Origin of the sequence: Microbacterium sp. BDGP8 (genome assembly GCF_029991045.1) — a bacterium.
Taxonomy (GTDB): domain Bacteria; phylum Actinomycetota; class Actinomycetes; order Actinomycetales; family Microbacteriaceae; genus Microbacterium; species Microbacterium plantarum.
This window is the reverse complement of sequence record NZ_CP120712.1, coordinates 334,001-351,400: the sequence shown is the minus strand read 5'-3', so window position 1 is coordinate 351,400 and position 17,400 is coordinate 334,001. Positions and strand designations below refer to the sequence as shown.

Below are 17,400 nucleotides of genomic sequence, written 5' to 3'. Positions count from 1 at the left end.
GCCGCGAGAACGCACCCTCAACCGTGCGTTCTCGCGGCGACGGTGCGTTCTCGGCGCAACCCGGCGCAACCCGGCGCCCGGCCGGGGGCCGGGGCTCAGACGGAGAGCGCGAACTCGGCGTCGAGCGCGTCGACCTCGGCGGTGACCTCGGCGACGCGACGCGCGCGCTGCTCGGCGGGCAGCCAGGATGCCTCGAACGACGAGATCGCCATGCGACGGACCTGTTCGTGCGTGGCGCCGATCTGGTCCGCGACGATGCCGTACTCGGCGGCGAGCGTCGTGGGGAACATGCCCGGGTCGTCCGAGCACGGGATGACGTTGAGCCCGGCCTCGAGCATCGCGGCGATCGACGCGCGACGCCAGGGCCGCCACGAGCGGCGTGACGTGGTCGAGGCGACGGTGAACGCGACCTGGTCCTCGCGCATCCGCTCGACGACGGCGTCGTCCTCGAGCACGTAGTAGCCGTGGTCGATGCGGTCGCAGCCGAGCAGGTCGAGGCAGGTGATGGTGTTGACCGCAGTCGGCGCGTGCTCGGACGAGTGCGCCGTACGGCCGAGGCCGGCCTCGCCCGCCAGGCGGTACGCGTCGACGAAGCGCTCGGGCGGACCGGCCGTCTCGAGGTTGTCGAGGCCGATGCCCGCGACGTACGGGTGCGGGTTGTCGACGACGCGGCGGACGACCGCGAGGGCCTCCTCGCCGCTGCGGCTGCGGTCGATGCCCTGGATCATCAGACCCGTCATCCCGAAATCGCGCTCCGCCATGCGGATGCCCTCGGCGTACGCCTCGACCGCGCCGAGATATCCGAGCGACTCGAGGTGCGGCGGCAGCGCGTCGAAGAACAGCTCGAGGTGGCGGGTGCCGCTGCGGCGGTGCGCGTCCTCGAACGCCTCGTAGACGATGCGGGTCAGGTCGTCGGCATCCCGGAGCACCTCGACCACCCAGTTCGACACCTGGAAGAGCGAGTACGACACCTCGGGCTCGTCGGCGCTGCGCTGCTGCGGGACCGGGATGCGCGTGTTGCGGTACAGCGCGGGGTCGGGCGGCAGCGAGTTGATGTCGGCGAAGATGCGCTCGGGGTCGGCGGGCAGCTCGAGCGACTCCCGGCGGGCCAGCTCGGCGAACGTCGACGCGCGCACGGTCCCGATGAGGTGGCAGTGCAGGTCGGCCTTCGGCAGGCGCTGGAGGTAATCGACGGGGAGGGATGCTGCGGAAGTCATGGTGCCGTTCGTACTCGTGGAGCGATGCGGTCGGGGAACCGCGAGAAGAGGCCCGGCCACCGAGGATGGGGGGTGCTCGGCGGCCGGGCGGTCTGGATCAGCGCGAGGCGACCTCGCGCGCGAACCGCTCGACCCACTGCGCGCGGTTCGGGACGACCTCGGCCGGGTCGAGCGTGGCGTAGCCCGCCGCGATCGGGTCGGCGGCGATGTCGCCGACGACAGCGGTGATCTCGGCGGGGATCGTCGCGTCGAGGGCGACGGGGAGGTCGCCGACGATCTCGGCCGACGCGGTCTGGGCCTCGACCGAGAGCAGGTAGTCGATGAACGCGTACGCACCCTCGAGGTTCTTCGCACCGCTGGGGATCATGGCCCGGTTGGTGGCCATGTAGCGGCCCTCGGCCGGAGCGGTCCACGCGACGGGCTCACCCGAGGCGACGAGCGTCGTGGCGAAGCCGCTGAGGGCATCGGCCGCGACGATCTCGCCCTGGGTGAGGAGGTTGGTGACCTCCGTCGACGACGAGTAGAACTGCAGGATGTTCGGCGCCCATCCGCCGATCGTCGTGTATGCGGTATCGATGTCGTACGGGCCGTCGCCGAAGGTCGAGGCGACGCCCGAGACGGCGAGCTGCCCGGCCGTCACGGCGATGTCGGGGAAGGCGAGACGACCGCTGTAGGCGGAGTCGGCGTAGAGCGACCAGTCGGCGGCCTGCGCGGCATCCAGCTCGTCGGTGTTGTACAGCGTGCCGTTGAGCTGGTAGCTGTAGGCCGGGCCGTCGTAGCCCTCCTCGACGGCGAAGTCGGCGATCTTCGCGAGGTTGGGGACGTCGGACTCGTCGAAGTCCTGGAACAGGTCCTGCTCCTGCCCGGATGCCGCGAAGGTGTCGGAGATCAGCATGACGTCGATGCCGGCGTCGCCACCCGCGAGCTGCAGCTGCGACAGACGGTCGGCGTTCGAGCCGGTCTCGATCTCGACCGTGATGCCCGTCTTCTCGGTGAAGGGGTCGACGATCGCCTCCTGGAACTGCTCGACCCCGAACGGGAACGCGCTGACGACGATGGAGTCGCTCGAGCCACCGTCGCCGGAGTCTCCCGAGCCGCCGGAGCAGCCGGTGACGACGAGGGCCGTGGCGACGACGGCGGCGGATGCCGCGAGGACGCGGCTGGTGCGGGTGCGGATCATGCGAGTTCCTCTCGGGGCTCTGCGGGCGGGCCGCAGGGGCGCGGGTGCTGGTGCTGGTGCGGGTCGGGCGGGACGGCGGATGCGTTCAGGCGGCGAGGCGGATGAGCCGGGCCGCGGGAGCGGTGACGGTGACCCGGTCGCCCGGGCGGGCGGCAACGGCCTCGTCGCGAACGTCGGCGATGAGACGCACGGCCGTGCCGGTGGCGTCCGCGGTCTCGACCGTCACGAGACGGTCGACCCCGCGGTAGGCGACGTCGAGCACGACTCCGTCGAGCGCGAGCCCGGTGCCGTCGGCGGGGAGTCCGAGAGCGAGATGCTCGGGGCGCACGGTCGTGAACGAACCGTCAGCGGCGGCGAGGAAGTTCTCGTAGCCGAGGAACTCCGCGACGAAACGATTGGCCGGAGCGGTGAAGACCTCAGAGGGAGCACCCTCCTGCATGATGCGGCCGTCGCGCATGAGGACCATGCGGTCCGACATCTCGAGCGCCTCGTCCTGATCGTGCGTGACGAGCACGACGGTCAGGCCGGTCTCGGACTGGATGCGGCGGATCTCGGCGCGCATCTGCACGCGCAGGCGCGCGTCGAGGTTCGACAGCGGCTCGTCGAGCAGGAGCAGGGTCGGGCGGATGGCGATGGCGCGCGCGAGAGCCACGCGCTGCTGCTGCCCGCCCGAGAGCTTTTTGGGCCGGCTCGCCGCGAGGTGTCCGAGACCGACGAGATCGAGCGACTCCTCGACGCGGCGGCGGCGCTCCGCTGCCGGGACCTTGCGCAGCTTCAGGCCGTATCCGACGTTCTCGGCCACGCTCATGTGCGGGAACAGGGCGTACGACTGGAACACCATGCCGAGCCCGCGCCGCTCGGGCGGGGTGCGGGTGGCGTCCTCGCCCGCGATCATGATGCGGCCCGAGGTGGGCTGCGTGTAACCCGCGAGCATCCGCAGCGAGGTGGTCTTGCCGCATCCGCTCGGCCCGAGCAGCGTGGTGAGCTGCCCCGACGGGATGGCGAGGTCGATGTCGTCGACGGCGGTGAAGTCGCCGAAGCGCTGGGTCACCCCGACGAACTCTGCTGCGGTGGTCATCGGTTGATCCCTCCGAAGATGCGGGCGAAGCCGACCGTGCGCTCGGCGATGACGGCGATGACGACGGTGCCCGCGAGGATGATGGTGCTCGTGGCCGCGACCATCGGGTCGTAGCTCTGCTGGACGTAGTCGAGCATGGTGACGGGGAGCGTGCGGAAGTCACGGCTCTGCAGCAGCAGCGACAGCGGCACGTTGTTGAACGAGGTGACGAAGCTCAGCAGCCCGGCCGAGAAGATGCCGGGGCGCAGCAGGGGCAGCGTGACCGAGAAGAAGGCGCGCAGCGGCGAGGCGCCGAGGCCGCGGGCGGCCTCCTCGATGCCGGGATCGGCGAGTGCGAGCGACGCCCCGGTGACCCGCACCGCATAGGGCAGCATCAGCACGGTGTGGCCGATGAGCAGCACCGGGAAGTTGTCGAGGCGCAGGCCGATCATCAGCTGCTGATAGAGCGCAAGGCCGACGACGAGCTCGGGGACGATGAGCGGCGAGAGGAACAGCCCCTCGACGAGTCCCTTGCCGGGGAGCCGGCCGCGGTGGATCGCCAGCGTCACCGGAACCCCGATGAGCAGCGCGAGGACCGTCGCGATGAGGGCGAGCTGGAGGCTCGACAGCAGCGCGCTGATGAACGGGTCGTAGTTCCGCGCTGCCTCGAACCACTGCAGCGAGAAGCCCTCGGGCGGGAAGCGCAGGGTGCGTCCGCCCGTGAACGCCGTGGCGACCACGAAGAGGATCGGCACGATCATGATGATGTAGCCGGCGACGGCGAGGGATGCCGCGACGGGACGACTCGTCTTCACGCGGTGGCCCCCCGTCGTCCGACGACGGCGGACAGGCCCGACACGGCGAACACGAGGACCGTCATGATGATGGCCGTCGCACTGGCCGCCGCCCAGTCGATCGTCACGCTCGAGTACGAGTAGAGCTGCGTCGACAGCATCCGCTGGCTCGATCCGCCGAGCAGGTAGGGGGTCGTGTAGGCGGTGACGCTCCCCGCGAAGACGAGGGTCGACGCGACGACCATGCCCGGCGCCGAGAGCGGCACGACGATGCCCCAGAAGGTACGGGTCCGGCTCGCGCCGAGACCGCGCGCGGCGTCGTCCAGTCCGGGGTCGACCTGAGCGACGGCGGAGTAGCAGGAGATGATCGCGAGCGGCAGGAAGAGCTGCGTCAGACCCAGCACGATCGCGAGCTCGGTGTAGAGCAGCTGCGGCGCGCGGTCGACGAGTCCCAGCCCCGTGAGCAGCTGACCGATCGCGCCGTTCGACCCCAGCAGCACGAGCCAGCCGAAGGTGCGCACGACATTGCTCAGCAGCAGCGGGAAGATCGCGAGGGCGAGCAGCACACCCGACCAGCGCGAGCTCGAGCGGGCGAGCAGGTAGGCGATCGGGAACCCCAGCACGATGCAGATCACGGTGACGATGAGGCCCAGCCCGACCGTGCGCCCGATGATCGCGAGATCGAACGGGTCGGTCAGCATCCGGCCGAGGCGTTCGAGGATGTCGACCAGGCTGACACCGGGAGGGGCGAACAGCATCGCGATCGACGGGATGAGGAACCCCGCCAGCAGGAGCGCGAGCCCGGGAAGGGCCAGCAGTCCGGTGCGGCGTGAAACCACGAGCGAACTCCGTTCGTGCGAGGGGGTGCGGGTGCAACCGGTTGCGCAACCGGTTGCTCCTACCGTAGAGCCCACTCGGGGAGGCGCGCGACCATTCGTGTTAACACCGTGTAAAACCGGCGTTCATCGGCGGCGCAACCGGTTGCTCCCGCTCAGTAGGATGAGCGGACCGTCGCGCCATGCGGCGGCGGGACGAAGGGGGCGCGGTGACGACACTCGCCGATGTCGCCGCGCATGCGGGTGTGTCGAAGTCGACGGCATCCCGGGCGCTCAGCCGCCCCGACCTCGTCGCCCCCGAGACGGTCGCGCGCGTGCGCGCCGCGGCCGAGACGCTCGGCTTCATCCCGAACCGCGCCGCCAGCCACCTCGCTCGCGGGCGCAGCGGCATCGTCGCCCTCGTCGTGCCGACGCTCGACAACGCCTTCTTCACGCCGATCATCGCGGGGGCTCAGGAGCGCGCCCGCGAGTCCGACCTGCAGCTCACGGTCGCCGTGCACCGGCTCGACGACGTCGACGGGCTCGACGAGCTCGAGCGCCTCGCCCGGCAGGTCGACGGCTGCATTCTCGTCGCACCGCGTGGCCCCGACGACATCGTCCGTGCCGCCGGCGCCTTCGGGCCGACGGTCCTCGTCGACCGTGAGATCGACGGCATGACCTCGATCGTGGCCGACACCGCGAGCGCGTTCGCCGAGCTCGCGACGCGCCTGGCCGACGCGGGCCACCGCGGAATCGTGTACCTCGGAGGTCCGGAGGGATCATGGCAGGACCGGCAGCGCTCGGCCGCGATCGAGGCCGCCGTCGGCGAGCGCGTCGAGCTGACCGCGCTCGGTCCCTTTCCGGCGACGTTCGCGGCGGGTGTCGCGACCGCCGACGCGGTCATCGACTCGGGCGCGACGGCGGCTGTGCCTTACGCGACATCCATCGGGCTCGGTCTCGTCTTCGCCCTCCGCGCTCGCGGCGTCGCCTCGCCCGGAGAGATCGTCGTCAGTGCGGAACGCCTGGTGGCCGAGGCGATCGGAGCCGACGACGTGCCCGCGATCGACGTCGACGGTGACGAGCTGGGCCGCGAAGCGATGGCCGCGCTCCTCCCGATGCTCGTCGCCCCTGGGTCCGGCCCGACCCGCCGTCGCCTCGACGTGTCGGTGCACTGGCCCGCGGCTCGACCCGCCGAGAACGCACTCGCCCCGCGATAACGCACCATGCGCGGTGCGCTCTCGCGGCGACGGTGCGTTCTCGGCGCCGGCGCGGCACCGGCGCGCGCGGCGCGGCGCGCGTCAGCGGGCGAAGCGGTCGGTCGCGGCGACGAGGGCCGCGGCGATGCCGGGCTCACCGGCCGAATGGCCGGCGTCGTCGACCATGACGAACTCGGCCTCGGGCCAGGCCCGGTGCAGGTCCCATGCGGTCATCGGGGGCGTGCACGCGTCGTAGCGGCCCTGCACGATGACACCCGGGATGCCGCGGAGGCGGCCCGCCGCGGCATCCTCGATCAGCTGCCCTTCACGCAGCCATCCGCCGTTGAGGAAATAGTGGTTCTCGATCCGCGCGAACGCGGTCGCCGACTCCGCCTTCGTCATCCCGGCCACCAGCTCCGGGTCGGGACGCAGGGTCACGGTCGAGGCCTCCCAGCGCGTCCAGGCCTGGGCGGCGGGAACGTGCACCGCCGGATCGGGGTCGGTCAGCAGCCGGTGGTACGCCTCGATCAGTCGGCTCCGCTCGATGACCGGAACCGGGGCGAGGTAGTCCTCCCACAGGTCGGGGAACAGCGCTGCCGCCCCGCCCTCGTAGAACCACTCGAGCTCATGGCGCCGCAGCGTGAAGATCCCGCGCAGCACCAGCTCCGAGACGACATCCGGGTGCGACTGCGCGTAGGCGAGTGCGAGCGTCGAGCCCCACGAGCCGCCGAAGACCTGCCACCGGTCGATGCCGAGGTTGCGACGCAGCAGTTCGATGTCGGCGACGAGGTGCCACGTGGTGTTGTAGCGCAGGTCTGCGGCCGGATCGCTCGCGTGCGGCGTCGACTTCCCGCAGCCGCGCTGGTCGAACAGGATGATCCGGTAGGCCTCGGGGTCGAAGAAGCGGCGGTGCCAGGGCGAGGTTCCGCCGCCGGGGCCGCCGTGCAGGAACACGACCGGCTTGCCCTCGGGATTGCCCGACTGCTCCCAATAGACGCGCTGGCCGTCGCCGGCGAGCAGGAAGCCCGTCTCGTAGGGCTCGATCTCGGGATACAGGATGCCGGCCAGGGCGGCCGACACGCTCACCGTGCGGCTCCGCGGTCGCGTTCGTTCATGCGCTTTACCGTACCTGCGGCGCGTCGCCCATCACGTCGCCGCACGGAGACGAGCCGGGATGCGCCGCCTCGGGCCCTCCGTCCGAAACGCCGCTCGCGTCGACCAGCTCGCGGGGATCGCGGATCGAGCGCAGCGGCGACAGCACGACCCAGACGACCGTCAGCATGACGCCCGCACCCGCGATGGCCATCCCGGCCCGGGTGCCCACCAGCTCACCGAGCCCGCCGCCGATCGCCGCGCCGATCGCGACCACCCCGTACGAGACCCAGCGCATCGTCGCGTTCACGCGCCCGAGGACCTCGTCCGGCGTCCGCAGCTGACGCAACGTCACGGCGACGACACTCGACAGCGACGTGCCGGCTCCGTTCAGCGCGAACGCCGCGGCCAGCACCGCCACCAGCACCGTGGGCGACCAGGATGCGGGCACGAGCGGCAGCATCGACAGCGCGATGCTCTCCGCGACTGCGCATGCGATCAAGACCGACCCCGCCCCGAAGCGGCGCACCGCTGCCGGGGCACTCGCCGCGGCCGCCACGGCACCGACGGCACCGAGCCCGAAGATCAACCCGAGCTGCCCCGCATCCAGCCCGAGCTCGCGGACGGCGTGCACCGTGAACAGCACCGTGATCGCCTGAGCGAACAGGTTGTAGATGGCGGCGAATGCGACGAGGGCGATCAGGAAGCGATCTCGCCGCACGAAACGCAAGCCCTCGCGCAACTCCGACAGCGCACCGCGGCCGCTGGGGACGGGGCGGTGTTCCCGGGTGGAGATGCTCGTCAGGGCGAGTGCCGAGACGAGGTACGTGGCCGCGGGAGCGATGAGGGCCCAGGCGGCGGTCAGCGTCTGGACGAGCAGCCCCGCCATCCCGGGGCCGCCGATCTGAGCTACGGCGGCCGTCGCCTGCAGGCGACCGTTCGCGCGCTCGAGGTGAGACCGGCCCGCGACGGTGGGCAGATAGGACTGGTAGCTCACGTCGAACGCCACGGTGAAGGCGCCCAAGAGCAGGACAAGCCCGACGAGAGCGGGCAACGTCAGCACCCCGGCGACGGCGAGGCCGACGATCACGACCGTCAGGAAAGCTCGGGCGAGGTCCGCGACGATCAGGATGCGGCGGCGACGGGACCGATCGACGAGCACGCCGAGCGGCAGCGCGAGGAGCAGGAACGGCATCCATTTCGCCGCGCCCAGCAGCCCCACCTCGCCGGCGCTCGCCCCGAGCACCACGACGGCGAGCAGCGGGAGAGCGAGGTCGCCGACCTGCGCTCCGACAGAGGAGGCCCCCTGCGCGACCCAGAGACGGCGGAAGTCCGCGCCGAGACCGTCCGCGGAGTGTCTAATGGGTGCTCTGGCTTTCATGCGTTACACACTCTCAGCCCTGAACTAATGGCACAAGCTGACGACGAGCGTTAGCATTCATTCGTGGCGCAGTCCGACGCAGCGGCGTTCCCCCGGGTCGCGGGGCACCCCGCTCTCGATCTGGTCGACACGGTGCACTGGCGGCTCGACCCGCAACGCGCGATCGACACCCTCCGCGACTTCGACGACGTCGTGTCGTGGTGCCACCAGATGGATGTCGGCGCCGCGACGGGCGCCGCGAGAAGCGCACTGCCCCGGGCCGAATCGGACGTGGCGGCCCGGGAGCACCGCGCGGTCGTCGCGCTTCGCGAGGCGGTCTACGAAGCGGTGTTCCAGCATTCCTCGGCAGCAGCCGATCTCATCGCCCGCGAGCACGTCGACGCCCTCGCCCGCTCGTCGCTGAGCTTCGACGAGCCCGCCTCAGCGTGGGTGTGGGTGCCGCCCGCTGATCTCTCCGGACCGCGCGCGGCGGTGGCCATGAGCGCCCACGACCTGCTGACATCCGATCTCACCACCGCACGGCAGTGCGCCGACGACGCCTGCGGGTGGGTCTACCTCGACCGCTCACCTCGACGCAATCGGATCTGGTGCACCGCCGCCGGGTGCGGCAACCGCAACCGTGTGGCCCGGCACCAGGCGAAGCAGAAGGGCTGACCGCGAGGTCGATTCTCCGGTCCGGCACCCCGTGCGGCCGCGACGGCAGGAATAGGCTCGGCACATGGACGCCACCACCGTCACCGTCACCGGCGCGGCCGGCCAGATCGGCTACGCCCTGCTGTTCCGCATCGCCTCCGGCGAGATGCTCGGCCTCGACCGGCCCGTGAATCTCCGCCTCCTCGAGATCCCCGACGGGGTCCGAGCCGCGGAGGGAACGGCGCTCGAGCTGCAGGACTGCGCGTTCCCGCTGCTGCGCTCGGTCGAGGTCACGGATGACGCGCGCACGGGGTTCGCGGGTGCCAACATCGCGATGCTCGTGGGTGCCCGGCCCCGATCGGCCGGCATGGAGCGCGGCGACCTGCTCGCCGCCAACGCGGGCATCTTCGGCCCGCAGGGCGCGGCCATCGCGGCATCCGCGGCATCCGACGTCCGCGTGCTGGTCGTGGGCAATCCCGCCAACACGAACGCGCTGATCGCGGCGTCGGCGGCCGAAGGCGTACCCGCCGAGCGCTTCAGCGCCATGACCCGCCTCGATCACGAGCGCGCCGTCGCTCAGCTCGCCGCGCGGCTCGAGGTGCCCGTGAACGACATCGAGGGCGTGGTCATCTGGGGCAACCACTCCGCGACGCAGTTCCCCGACATCTCCTCCGCGACCGTCGCCGGGCGCCCCGCGATCGACGCGCTCGCCGAACGGCTGGGCGGAACGGATGCCGCACGGGCCTGGCTCGACGACGAGTTCGTGCCTCGCGTCGCGAAGCGCGGCGCCGAGATCATCGCGGTGCGCGGGGCGTCATCTGCCGCATCGGCCGCCAACGCGGCACTGCGGCACGTGCGAGACGACGTGCTCGGCACCGACGGCCGGCGCACCTCGGCCGCCGTCGTCTCGCGCGGCGAGTACGGCGTGCCCGAGGGCCTGGTGTGCTCCTTCCCCGTCACGAGCGACGGCTCGGGTTATCGCGTCGTAACGGGGCTCGAGCTCGACGAACGCGGCCGAAACCGGCTCGACGCATCGGTCGCCGAGCTCATCGACGAGCGCGACGCCGTCCGGGCCCTCGGCATCCTCTGACGGGCACCCGGACGCGTGGAACTGCTGCCCGGACTCATCCTCGGTGTCGTCGCGATCGCCGTCTCGACCTCGCTGTCGAAACGTCTCGGTGTCGCGGGGCCGCTGATCCTCGTCGCGGTCGGACTGGCCGCGTCGTGGCTGCCGATCCTCGACGACTTCGAGGTCGACCCCGAGCTGATCCTCGTCGGCGTGCTGCCTCCCCTGCTCTATGCGGCGGCGGTGCGTCTGCCCGCGGTCGAGTTCCGGCGCGATCTGCCGTCGATCTCGGGGCTCGCCGTCGCGCTCGTCGTCATCAGCGCGCTCGCGATCGGCGGCTTCCTCACCCTCGTTCTGCCCCAGCTCGGGTTTCCGCTGGCGGTGGCGCTCGGGGCGGTGCTGAGCCCGAGCGACGCCGTCGCGACCTCGATCGTCAAGCGGCTCGGCATATCCCCGCGGGTCGTGACGATCCTCGAGGGTGAGAGCCTCATCAACGACGCCACCGCCCTCGTTCTGCTGCGCAGCGCGATCGCGGCGGTCGCCGGCGGGTTCGCATTCGCCGACACGGTCGGAACCTTCGTCTGGGGAATCGTCGCCGCCGTGATCGTGGGGGTCGTCGTCGGCGGACTGAACCTGCGCGTCCGGGCGCGCATGAACACGGTCGCCGCCACCGCCCTCGGATTCATCGTCCCGTTCGTGGCGTACCTGCCGACCGAGCACCTCGGCGGCTCGGGGCTCGTCGCCGCCGTCGCGGCGGGCATCACCACGGGTCAAGGTGCCGCACGACGCTTCACCGCCGAGCAGCGAGTCTCCGACGAGATCAACTGGCGCACGGTCGAGCTCGTCCTCGAGGGCGGGGTTTTCCTCGTGATGGGGCTCGAGCTGCGCGGCATCCTCGACGACAACTTCCGGCAGCAGAGCGGCCCCGGAAAGGCGATCCTGCTCGCCCTCGGCTCGCTCGCGATCCTGCTCGCCATCCGCGCCGTCTACGTCGCGGGGCTCATCTTCTTCCAGGGGCGTCGTGCACGCCTGCGCCAGCGCGACCGCCTCGAGCAGATCTCGGAGCGCCTCGACAGCCTGCCGCCTGATTTCGCCGGGCGCGGCCGCAATCCCGGGGCCACGCGCCGGCGTCTGGAGAGCATGCGCACCCGGGTGACCCGGGCGTTCAACGACCTCGACTACTACGAGGCGTCGCCGCTGGGCTGGAAGCACGGCACGATCATCGTGTGGGCCGGGATGCGAGGGGTCGTCACCCTCGCCGCGGCGCAGACCCTTCCCCGTGAGACCCCGGAGCGCGAGCTCCTCATCCTCACCGCGTTCCTGGTCGCCGTCATCAGCTTGCTCCTTCAGGGCCTCACGCTGCCGGCTCTGGTGCGGGCGCTTCGTATCCCGAGCAGCACCGCCGACAGCTCGCTGCTGCGCGAGGAGGAGGAAGCGCTCGACGCCGAGCTGCGCACCGCGGCGATCGACCGGCTGGCCGACCCGACACTCGCCGTCGAAGAAGGCGGCAAGTGGGACGCCCGGACGCTGACGATCGCGCGCCGCCGGCTGGAGCACGCGGCAGACGAGGACGCCGGCGCCCTCGCCCGCGAGCTGCAGCTGCTGCTCATCGGTGCGATGCGCGCGCGACTGCTCGAGCTGTCGAGCGAGGGCGCGTTCTCGTCCGAGGTGCTGCGCGAGTCGCAACGCCGGCTCGACTCGCAGCAGGTGAGCCTCGAGATGCGCCAGAACGACCTCTGACGCGAACTCGTGGTGAAAACCGTTCTCGCGTCGGCGACAATGAGAGGGTGAGCACCCCGACCGACGACGACCGGACCACGCGCCCGGCGGCGGACTACGCCGAGACGCGTACGATCGCGCTGCCCGACTCCCCCGTCGACGAGCTGCCCGACAGCTTCGCGGCCCTGCAGCCGAGCCCGGAGTGGTGGGCAGCCCGCCCTGCCGGCGCTCGCCTCGTCGGTCTGGTCGTCTCGCGCGACGACATGCCGAGCATCGTGGCGCAGCGCGACGCCCTGGCCCAGTTCGGCGTTCCGATCGAGGGCTTCCGGCATCCCGCCCCCGAGACCGGAGAAAGCTGGCAGGAGCGCCTGTCGCGACTGTTCGGCCATCTGACGGCGGGCGATGTCGTCGTGGTCTCGGACGTGCACGCGCTCGGCCGCGACGCCGACGAGGAGACCCGGACGATCGCCGAGCTGCGCCGACGTTCCGTGATCGTGAAGGTGCTCGGCTCGCGCCAGACCTGAGGCCGGTCAGGCAGTCAGCGACGCAGTCGACTCGCCCGCCACGAGGTCGCCGGCGATCCGGTGCAGGCCCGGCTCGTACGGCTGTCCGTCGATGACGTCGGCCAGGTGGGCGGCCGCCCGGGCGCCCAGGTCGGCGAGGCGGAAGTCGATCGTGGTCAGGCTCTCATCGTCCTGGCCCGTGAGGCCCGAGATGTTGTCCATCCCGGTGATGGCGACATCCTCCGGCACGCGGACACCGGCCTCGGCGAGCGCAGCGATCACCGCGCGGGCGATCGTGTCGTTGCCGCAGCAGACGGCGTCGAACCTCTCGCCCGACGCGATCAGCCGCTCGGCGGCCTCGCGACCCCAGCCCCGTGACCAATCGCCGCGCAGCACGAGCTCGGGCGCGAGGTCGGCGCCGGCGGCCGCGAGGGCCGCGGCGAGGCCGTCCGCGCGCTCGCGCGCCGAGTGGTCGTCGGCAGAGGCCGTGATGTGCGCTATGCGCCGACGACCGGAGGCGATGAGATGCTCGCCGGCGCGCTTCCCGGCGGCGTAGCCGTCGTGGACGAACGATGCGTCGGCGGCGTCGTCGGAGATGCCGTAGACGTAGACCACCGGCGCGGGGAACCCCGCGGTGACGGAGCAGATCTCCGACCCGGAGCCGTCGCCGACGACGAGCAGCCCGTCGATGCTGCGGGCGCGGAGCTTGCGGACCGTGGCTGCGAGCACTGTGCGGTCGAGATGCGAGTCGGTCACGAGAACCGACAGGTCACGCGTGCCGAGGGTCGTCGTGGCACCGGTGAGAACGGGCATCGTGAAGGCGCCCGGGGCGTTCATGGTGAGCACGCCCACGGTGGCGCTGCGCCCCTGGACGAGGAACTGGCCCAGCGCGTTGGGCTGGAAGTCGAGCCGCTCGGCAGCCTCGAAGATGCGCTCGCGCGTGGCATCCGACGCCTTGCCCTGTCCGCGCAGCACCTTCGACACGGTCGACACCGAGACGCCGGCGACAGCCGCAACGTCACGGAGGGAAATCGCTTTTCTCGCCATCTCGCTTCGAGTCTATGACGTCGCCCCCGGCGCCACATCGCCCGATCGGTCGACACGTAGCGAGACGACGGATTCCCGGCTCTCCCCGGGCTCGAGCTTCAGCGAGCCGAGCGCGTCTAGAGGTGTGCCGTACGGGTCGGCGGCCGGCTCGAGCCCGACGGCATCCATCGCACCCCACCACGGGAAGCCGGTGCTCCCCCGCTGTTCCTGCCACACGTAGAGTCGCGGCATCAGGCCCGCGTCCCAGGTCAGCGCGACCTCGACCCCGGCCTCGGGCGCGGTGATCGTCACGTCGCCCGCGGGCGCGGCGAGGTCGGTGAAGGATGCCGCGGGTGCCGGGTCGAGCGGCACGACGCGGTCGCCCGTACGCACCGTGGAGGAAGGACCGAACAGTTCGCCCGCGAACGCCGGGTGCTCGGCCCATCCGTAGCTCACCGGCTCACTGCCCACGTTCCGTACCGCGGTCTCGATCACGAGCATGTTCGCGCGCACCGACATCCACCGGTCGATCGCGAGCGGGACGGTGCGAAGGACGACCGACGCGCGGCAGGCGTTGCGGCTGCCGGTCAGGCGCCACGTGCGCCAGGCCGCTTCGCCGTGAAACGGCTGGGGCGGAGACGCCGTTGCCGGGCTGTCGCCCGCCCGCGGCAGCAGCAGATGCCACCCGCCGCGGTAGGCGCGATGCCACTGCGCGCTCGAGTCGGCCATGACGAAGGCGTCGACGGGGTCGTCGGCCCACGGCGTCGACGCGAGCAGCTCACGCTCAGTGGGCAGGTGGCGCAGCGACGAGATGCGAGCCCCGTCGGCCTCGACGACCGCGACGAGGTCGTCCGACCCGATCCGGAACCGGGTCACGACGTCCGCCGGAGCGACCCGACGAGCCTGCGCACGCGGTCGACGGGCTCGCGGAAGAGCCCGCCGCCGATCCCGACGGCGATCGCGCCCGCGGCGATCCAGTCGGCGGCGTCGTCGACGCCGATGCCGCCGGTCGGCATGATCCCGACGTCGGGCAGCACGTCTCGAACCGCGCGCAGGTGCCCGAGACCGCCGCTCGCGGCGGGGAAGAGCTTCGCCATGCCGCTCGTTGCGGCAGCGGCGCGGAGCTCCGTCGGGGTGAATCCGCCCGCGATGAATGCTGCTTCTCCGGCCGCCGCGCGTACGGCATCCTCGACGATCGTCGGCGACACCAGGAAGCGTGCCCCGGCATCCCGCGCCGCCTCAGCCTGGGCCACCGTCGTGACGGTTCCCGCACCCAGCAGGATGCGATCGAATGCGGTGTCACCGGCGATCTCCGCCAGCACGCGGTCCCACCCCGGGGTGGTCGTCGTGATCTCGAGCACCGGCAGCTCGGCGTCGACGGCGAAGTCGATCTGCCGACGCAGTTCCGCCTCCGACGGCGCCCGCAGCACGGCGACGACGGCAGCGGCGCGGAGCGCGGCGCGCACGTCCGCGGTCATCGTCCCGCCTCCGCGAGCTCGCGCCGGGCCGCTTCGAAGGCGTCGAGCTCGGCACGCCGCGGAAAGCCGTCGTGATCGCCGGGATCGGCCACGACCCGGGCCGCGCACCACGCGGCGATGGGCAACGCGACATCGACGGTGTCGCCGCGCAGCGTGCACGAGATCCACGCGGCGGCGAACGCGTCGCCTGCGCCGACGGGGTGCGTCGGCTCGGCGACGACGGAGGCCGGGGTGAAACGCCGACCGTCGGCGTCTCCGGCCAGCGCGCCGCGACCGCCGAGCTTGACCACGACGACGCGGGGGCCCCGGCGGGCGAGATCGTCGACGGCGGCTTCCGTCGAGGTGGTGCCGGTGAGGATGCGTGCCTCGTCCTCGTTGCAGAAGAACGTGTCGACGACGTCGATCCAGTCGTCGACGACCGCTCGGAGCTCGTCCTCCGACATCAGCTGGGGCCGGTGGTTGGCATCGAGCGAGATGGGGATGCCGCGCATCGACGCGTCGTGCAGGACGTTCTCGAACAGCCCCTTCGGGCCGGCACCGAGGGCCGGCGTGATGCACGTCGCGTGCAGCCAGTCGGCTCCGTCGAGCGCCGCTGCCGGAAGATCATCCGAGCGCAGCCGGCTCGCGGCGCTCGTGGCGCGGTAGTGCTCGGAGCGGATGTCGCCGTCGTCGAGGCGATGCTTGACGATCAGCCCTGTCTGCTCCCCCGGCGCCGCCACGACGAGATGATCGTCGATGCCCTCGGCCCGGAGTGTCTCGCGCACGAGCCCGGCAAAAGCGTCGTCGCCGAGCCGCGAGGCCCACGCGACGTCGTGCCCGAGCCGCGCGAGCCCGACCGCGGTGTTCAGCTCGGCACCCGCGACCGTCGCCCGGGTCAGAGTTCCCGCCTCGTCGACGGTCGCGGTGGCGAGCGCCTCGCCGAACGTCACGATCCGGGCGCTCATCGTTCGCCGCCGCTGCGAGCGGGGCGCAGCACGAACAGCGCGTCGCCGGTGAACTCGGGCTGCTTGAGCCGGATGCCGCCGTCCACCGCGGTCCATCGCGCGGCATCGGGTCGCCGTGCCGCCAGGTCGTGGACGGTGACCTCCAGGCCGGCAGCCTCGACGTCGCCGAGAACGAGGGTGAGCGCGAAGGGGGTGGGCGCGTAAACGGCGATCGTGCCGTCGGGAGCGCGCCCGGTGACGGCCCCGGAGGGCTCGGCGACGAGCAGATCGGGAGCCGCATCGAGTCCCCACAGCCGTTCCGCGTCGACGACCCGGCGGAGGTACGCGACATCGTCGGCGCCGGGGAACGCCGCGGCGACCGAGAAGGGGAAGGGCGCCCCGTGCACGTCTTCGGCTGAGAATCCCTCGCCGCGACGATGCCACGACCAGACGCCGTGCGCGCCGTACCCCAGGCCTGCGGCAGCGCCCGAGACGACGCCGGTCCAGCTGGCGCGACGGACGTCGGCGGCCGAGTGCCGCGCGGCGCCGCGGAAACGCCCGAGTCCCTCGTAGCAGGGCTCGAGGTTGATGATCGGTCGAGCGACATCGAGCGCGCGGTAGTAGTGGGTCAGGTCGGCAGGCAGCGTGTCCCAGGCCTCGTTGTGTCCCGACTGCAGCGCATGGAAGTCGACGAGTTCGCTGTCGGCCAGCGGCTGCGGCATCCTCGCGGTCGGAGTGTCGTGCCACGTGACCAGCTGGCCGGGTGCGACCTCGCGCAGCAGCGCCGCCACCGAGCTGTACCGCTCGAGTGCGACGTCGTCGTCGAGGTCGTCGTCGCCCGACACGATCCAGATCGGATCGAAGCGGCGGAACCTCGCGACCGTTTCGCGCACGTAGGTCTCGGTCTGGTCCGCGCTGAGCACGTGCTCGGGCGTGAGGCGGGAGCCCCACGTACCCGGGACGAAGTTGTTCCACAGGAGCACGAGCATCGGCGTGAAGCCGCGCTCGCGAGCCTGCTCGAGCAGCCGCTCGGCCTCGGTCCAGTAGTCCGGATCACCGGCGCCGAAATCGACGGCACCGTCGCGCAGCGCGTACGGCGACCGGGTGCCCGTCGATCGGTCGTGCTCGATGGGCAGGACGCTGATCAGCAGGGCGTTGAAGCCCTGACGCCGGCGGAGTTCGAGATGGTCGAGCCATTCGTTCTCGGTGGGCCCGCCGAAGGCCGCCCAGACGGTGTCGGCCAGGAGGAACGTCGGTTCGCCGCCGTGCAGCAGCCAGCGCCCCGAGGGCGCGATCGACCAGGTGGTCATGGATCTCTTT

At 71.8% G+C, this 17,400-nt stretch carries 17 protein-coding genes; 5 read left to right on the top strand and 12 right to left on the bottom strand.

Annotated elements, in window-relative coordinates; all coding sequences use genetic code 11:
- Positions 1-95 precede the first annotated feature (95 nt).
- The 5 genes from P6897_RS01655 to P6897_RS01635 all read right to left on the bottom strand — a co-directional run bounded on the left by P6897_RS01655 (position 96) and on the right by P6897_RS01635 (position 5,087).
- Positions 96-1,217, bottom strand: coding sequence for a hypothetical protein (locus tag P6897_RS01655; protein WP_282501905.1), 1,122 nt, complete (start codon positions 1,215-1,217; stop codon positions 96-98).
- Between the two features lie 97 nt (positions 1,218-1,314).
- The gene (locus P6897_RS01650; protein WP_282501904.1) at positions 1,315-2,397 is read right to left on the bottom strand and encodes an extracellular solute-binding protein; all 1,083 of its coding nucleotides are present in this window, start codon (positions 2,395-2,397) and stop codon (positions 1,315-1,317) included.
- Between the two features lie 85 nt (positions 2,398-2,482).
- Complete coding sequence (locus P6897_RS01645) at positions 2,483-3,475, bottom strand: ABC transporter ATP-binding protein (protein ID WP_114588998.1); 993 nt, start codon at positions 3,473-3,475, stop codon at positions 2,483-2,485.
- The gene (locus P6897_RS01640; RefSeq protein ID WP_282501903.1) at positions 3,472-4,269 is read right to left on the bottom strand and encodes an ABC transporter permease; all 798 of its coding nucleotides are present in this window, start codon (positions 4,267-4,269) and stop codon (positions 3,472-3,474) included. Before P6897_RS01640 ends, P6897_RS01645 begins: the two co-directional genes overlap by 4 nt.
- Positions 4,266-5,087, bottom strand: a complete 822-nt coding sequence (locus P6897_RS01635) for an ABC transporter permease (RefSeq protein ID WP_274178182.1) — start codon at positions 5,085-5,087, stop codon at positions 4,266-4,268. Before P6897_RS01635 ends, P6897_RS01640 begins: the two co-directional genes overlap by 4 nt.
- A 206-nt stretch (positions 5,088-5,293) precedes the next feature.
- On the opposite strand from P6897_RS01635, the gene P6897_RS01630 reads away from it, so the two are divergent.
- Complete coding sequence (locus tag P6897_RS01630; protein WP_274178181.1) at positions 5,294-6,280, top strand: LacI family DNA-binding transcriptional regulator; 987 nt, start codon at positions 5,294-5,296, stop codon at positions 6,278-6,280.
- A gap of 81 nt (positions 6,281-6,361) precedes the next feature.
- Here the strand turns inward: P6897_RS01630 and pip are convergent, their stop codons facing one another.
- Together pip and P6897_RS01620 are read right to left on the bottom strand one after the other, a co-directional pair.
- Entirely contained in the window at positions 6,362-7,339 is a 978-nt protein-coding gene (pip, locus tag P6897_RS01625) for a prolyl aminopeptidase (protein ID WP_282502625.1), read from the bottom strand.
- Positions 7,340-7,379: 40 nt separating this feature from the next.
- Complete coding sequence (locus P6897_RS01620) at positions 7,380-8,732, bottom strand: MFS transporter (protein ID WP_282501902.1); 1,353 nt, start codon at positions 8,730-8,732, stop codon at positions 7,380-7,382.
- A gap of 63 nt (positions 8,733-8,795) precedes the next feature.
- On the opposite strand from P6897_RS01620, the gene P6897_RS01615 reads away from it, so the two are divergent.
- The 4 genes from P6897_RS01615 to P6897_RS01600 all read left to right on the top strand — a co-directional run bounded on the left by P6897_RS01615 (position 8,796) and on the right by P6897_RS01600 (position 12,674).
- Complete coding sequence (locus tag P6897_RS01615; protein ID WP_282501901.1) at positions 8,796-9,386, top strand: CGNR zinc finger domain-containing protein; 591 nt, start codon at positions 8,796-8,798, stop codon at positions 9,384-9,386.
- A 64-nt stretch (positions 9,387-9,450) separates the two neighbouring features.
- Positions 9,451-10,455, top strand: a complete 1,005-nt coding sequence (locus tag P6897_RS01610) for a malate dehydrogenase (protein WP_282501900.1) — start codon at positions 9,451-9,453, stop codon at positions 10,453-10,455.
- A 15-nt stretch (positions 10,456-10,470) separates the two neighbouring features.
- Positions 10,471-12,171 (top strand): cation:proton antiporter, encoded by a 1,701-nt coding sequence (locus P6897_RS01605; RefSeq protein ID WP_282501899.1) that lies wholly within the window; start codon positions 10,471-10,473, stop codon positions 12,169-12,171.
- Positions 12,172-12,218: 47 nt separating this feature from the next.
- On the top strand, positions 12,219-12,674 hold the full coding sequence (locus P6897_RS01600) for a recombinase family protein (RefSeq protein ID WP_282501898.1): 456 nt from the start codon (positions 12,219-12,221) through the stop codon (positions 12,672-12,674).
- A gap of 6 nt (positions 12,675-12,680) precedes the next feature.
- Here P6897_RS01600 and P6897_RS01595 read toward each other — a convergent pair whose 3' ends face one another.
- Genes P6897_RS01595 through P6897_RS01575 form a run of 5 tightly spaced genes read right to left on the bottom strand, consistent with a single transcriptional unit; the run spans position 12,681 to position 17,390 of the window.
- Positions 12,681-13,700, bottom strand: coding sequence for a LacI family DNA-binding transcriptional regulator (locus tag P6897_RS01595; protein ID WP_282501897.1), 1,020 nt, complete (start codon positions 13,698-13,700; stop codon positions 12,681-12,683).
- A 12-nt stretch (positions 13,701-13,712) separates the two neighbouring features.
- Positions 13,713-14,555, bottom strand: a complete 843-nt coding sequence (locus P6897_RS01590; protein ID WP_282501896.1) for a hypothetical protein — start codon at positions 14,553-14,555, stop codon at positions 13,713-13,715.
- A complete protein-coding gene (locus P6897_RS01585; RefSeq protein WP_282501895.1) occupies positions 14,552-15,157 on the bottom strand; it encodes a bifunctional 4-hydroxy-2-oxoglutarate aldolase/2-dehydro-3-deoxy-phosphogluconate aldolase in 606 nt (201 codons plus the stop codon). Before P6897_RS01585 ends, P6897_RS01590 begins: the two co-directional genes overlap by 4 nt.
- Positions 15,154-16,101: a sugar kinase gene (locus P6897_RS01580; RefSeq protein WP_282501894.1), complete on the bottom strand. Its 948-nt coding sequence runs from the start codon at positions 16,099-16,101 to the stop codon at positions 15,154-15,156. Before P6897_RS01580 ends, P6897_RS01585 begins: the two co-directional genes overlap by 4 nt.
- Positions 16,098-17,390: a DUF4038 domain-containing protein gene (locus tag P6897_RS01575; RefSeq protein ID WP_282501893.1), complete on the bottom strand. Its 1,293-nt coding sequence runs from the start codon at positions 17,388-17,390 to the stop codon at positions 16,098-16,100. Before P6897_RS01575 ends, P6897_RS01580 begins: the two co-directional genes overlap by 4 nt.
- Positions 17,391-17,400: the final 10 nt, after the last annotated feature.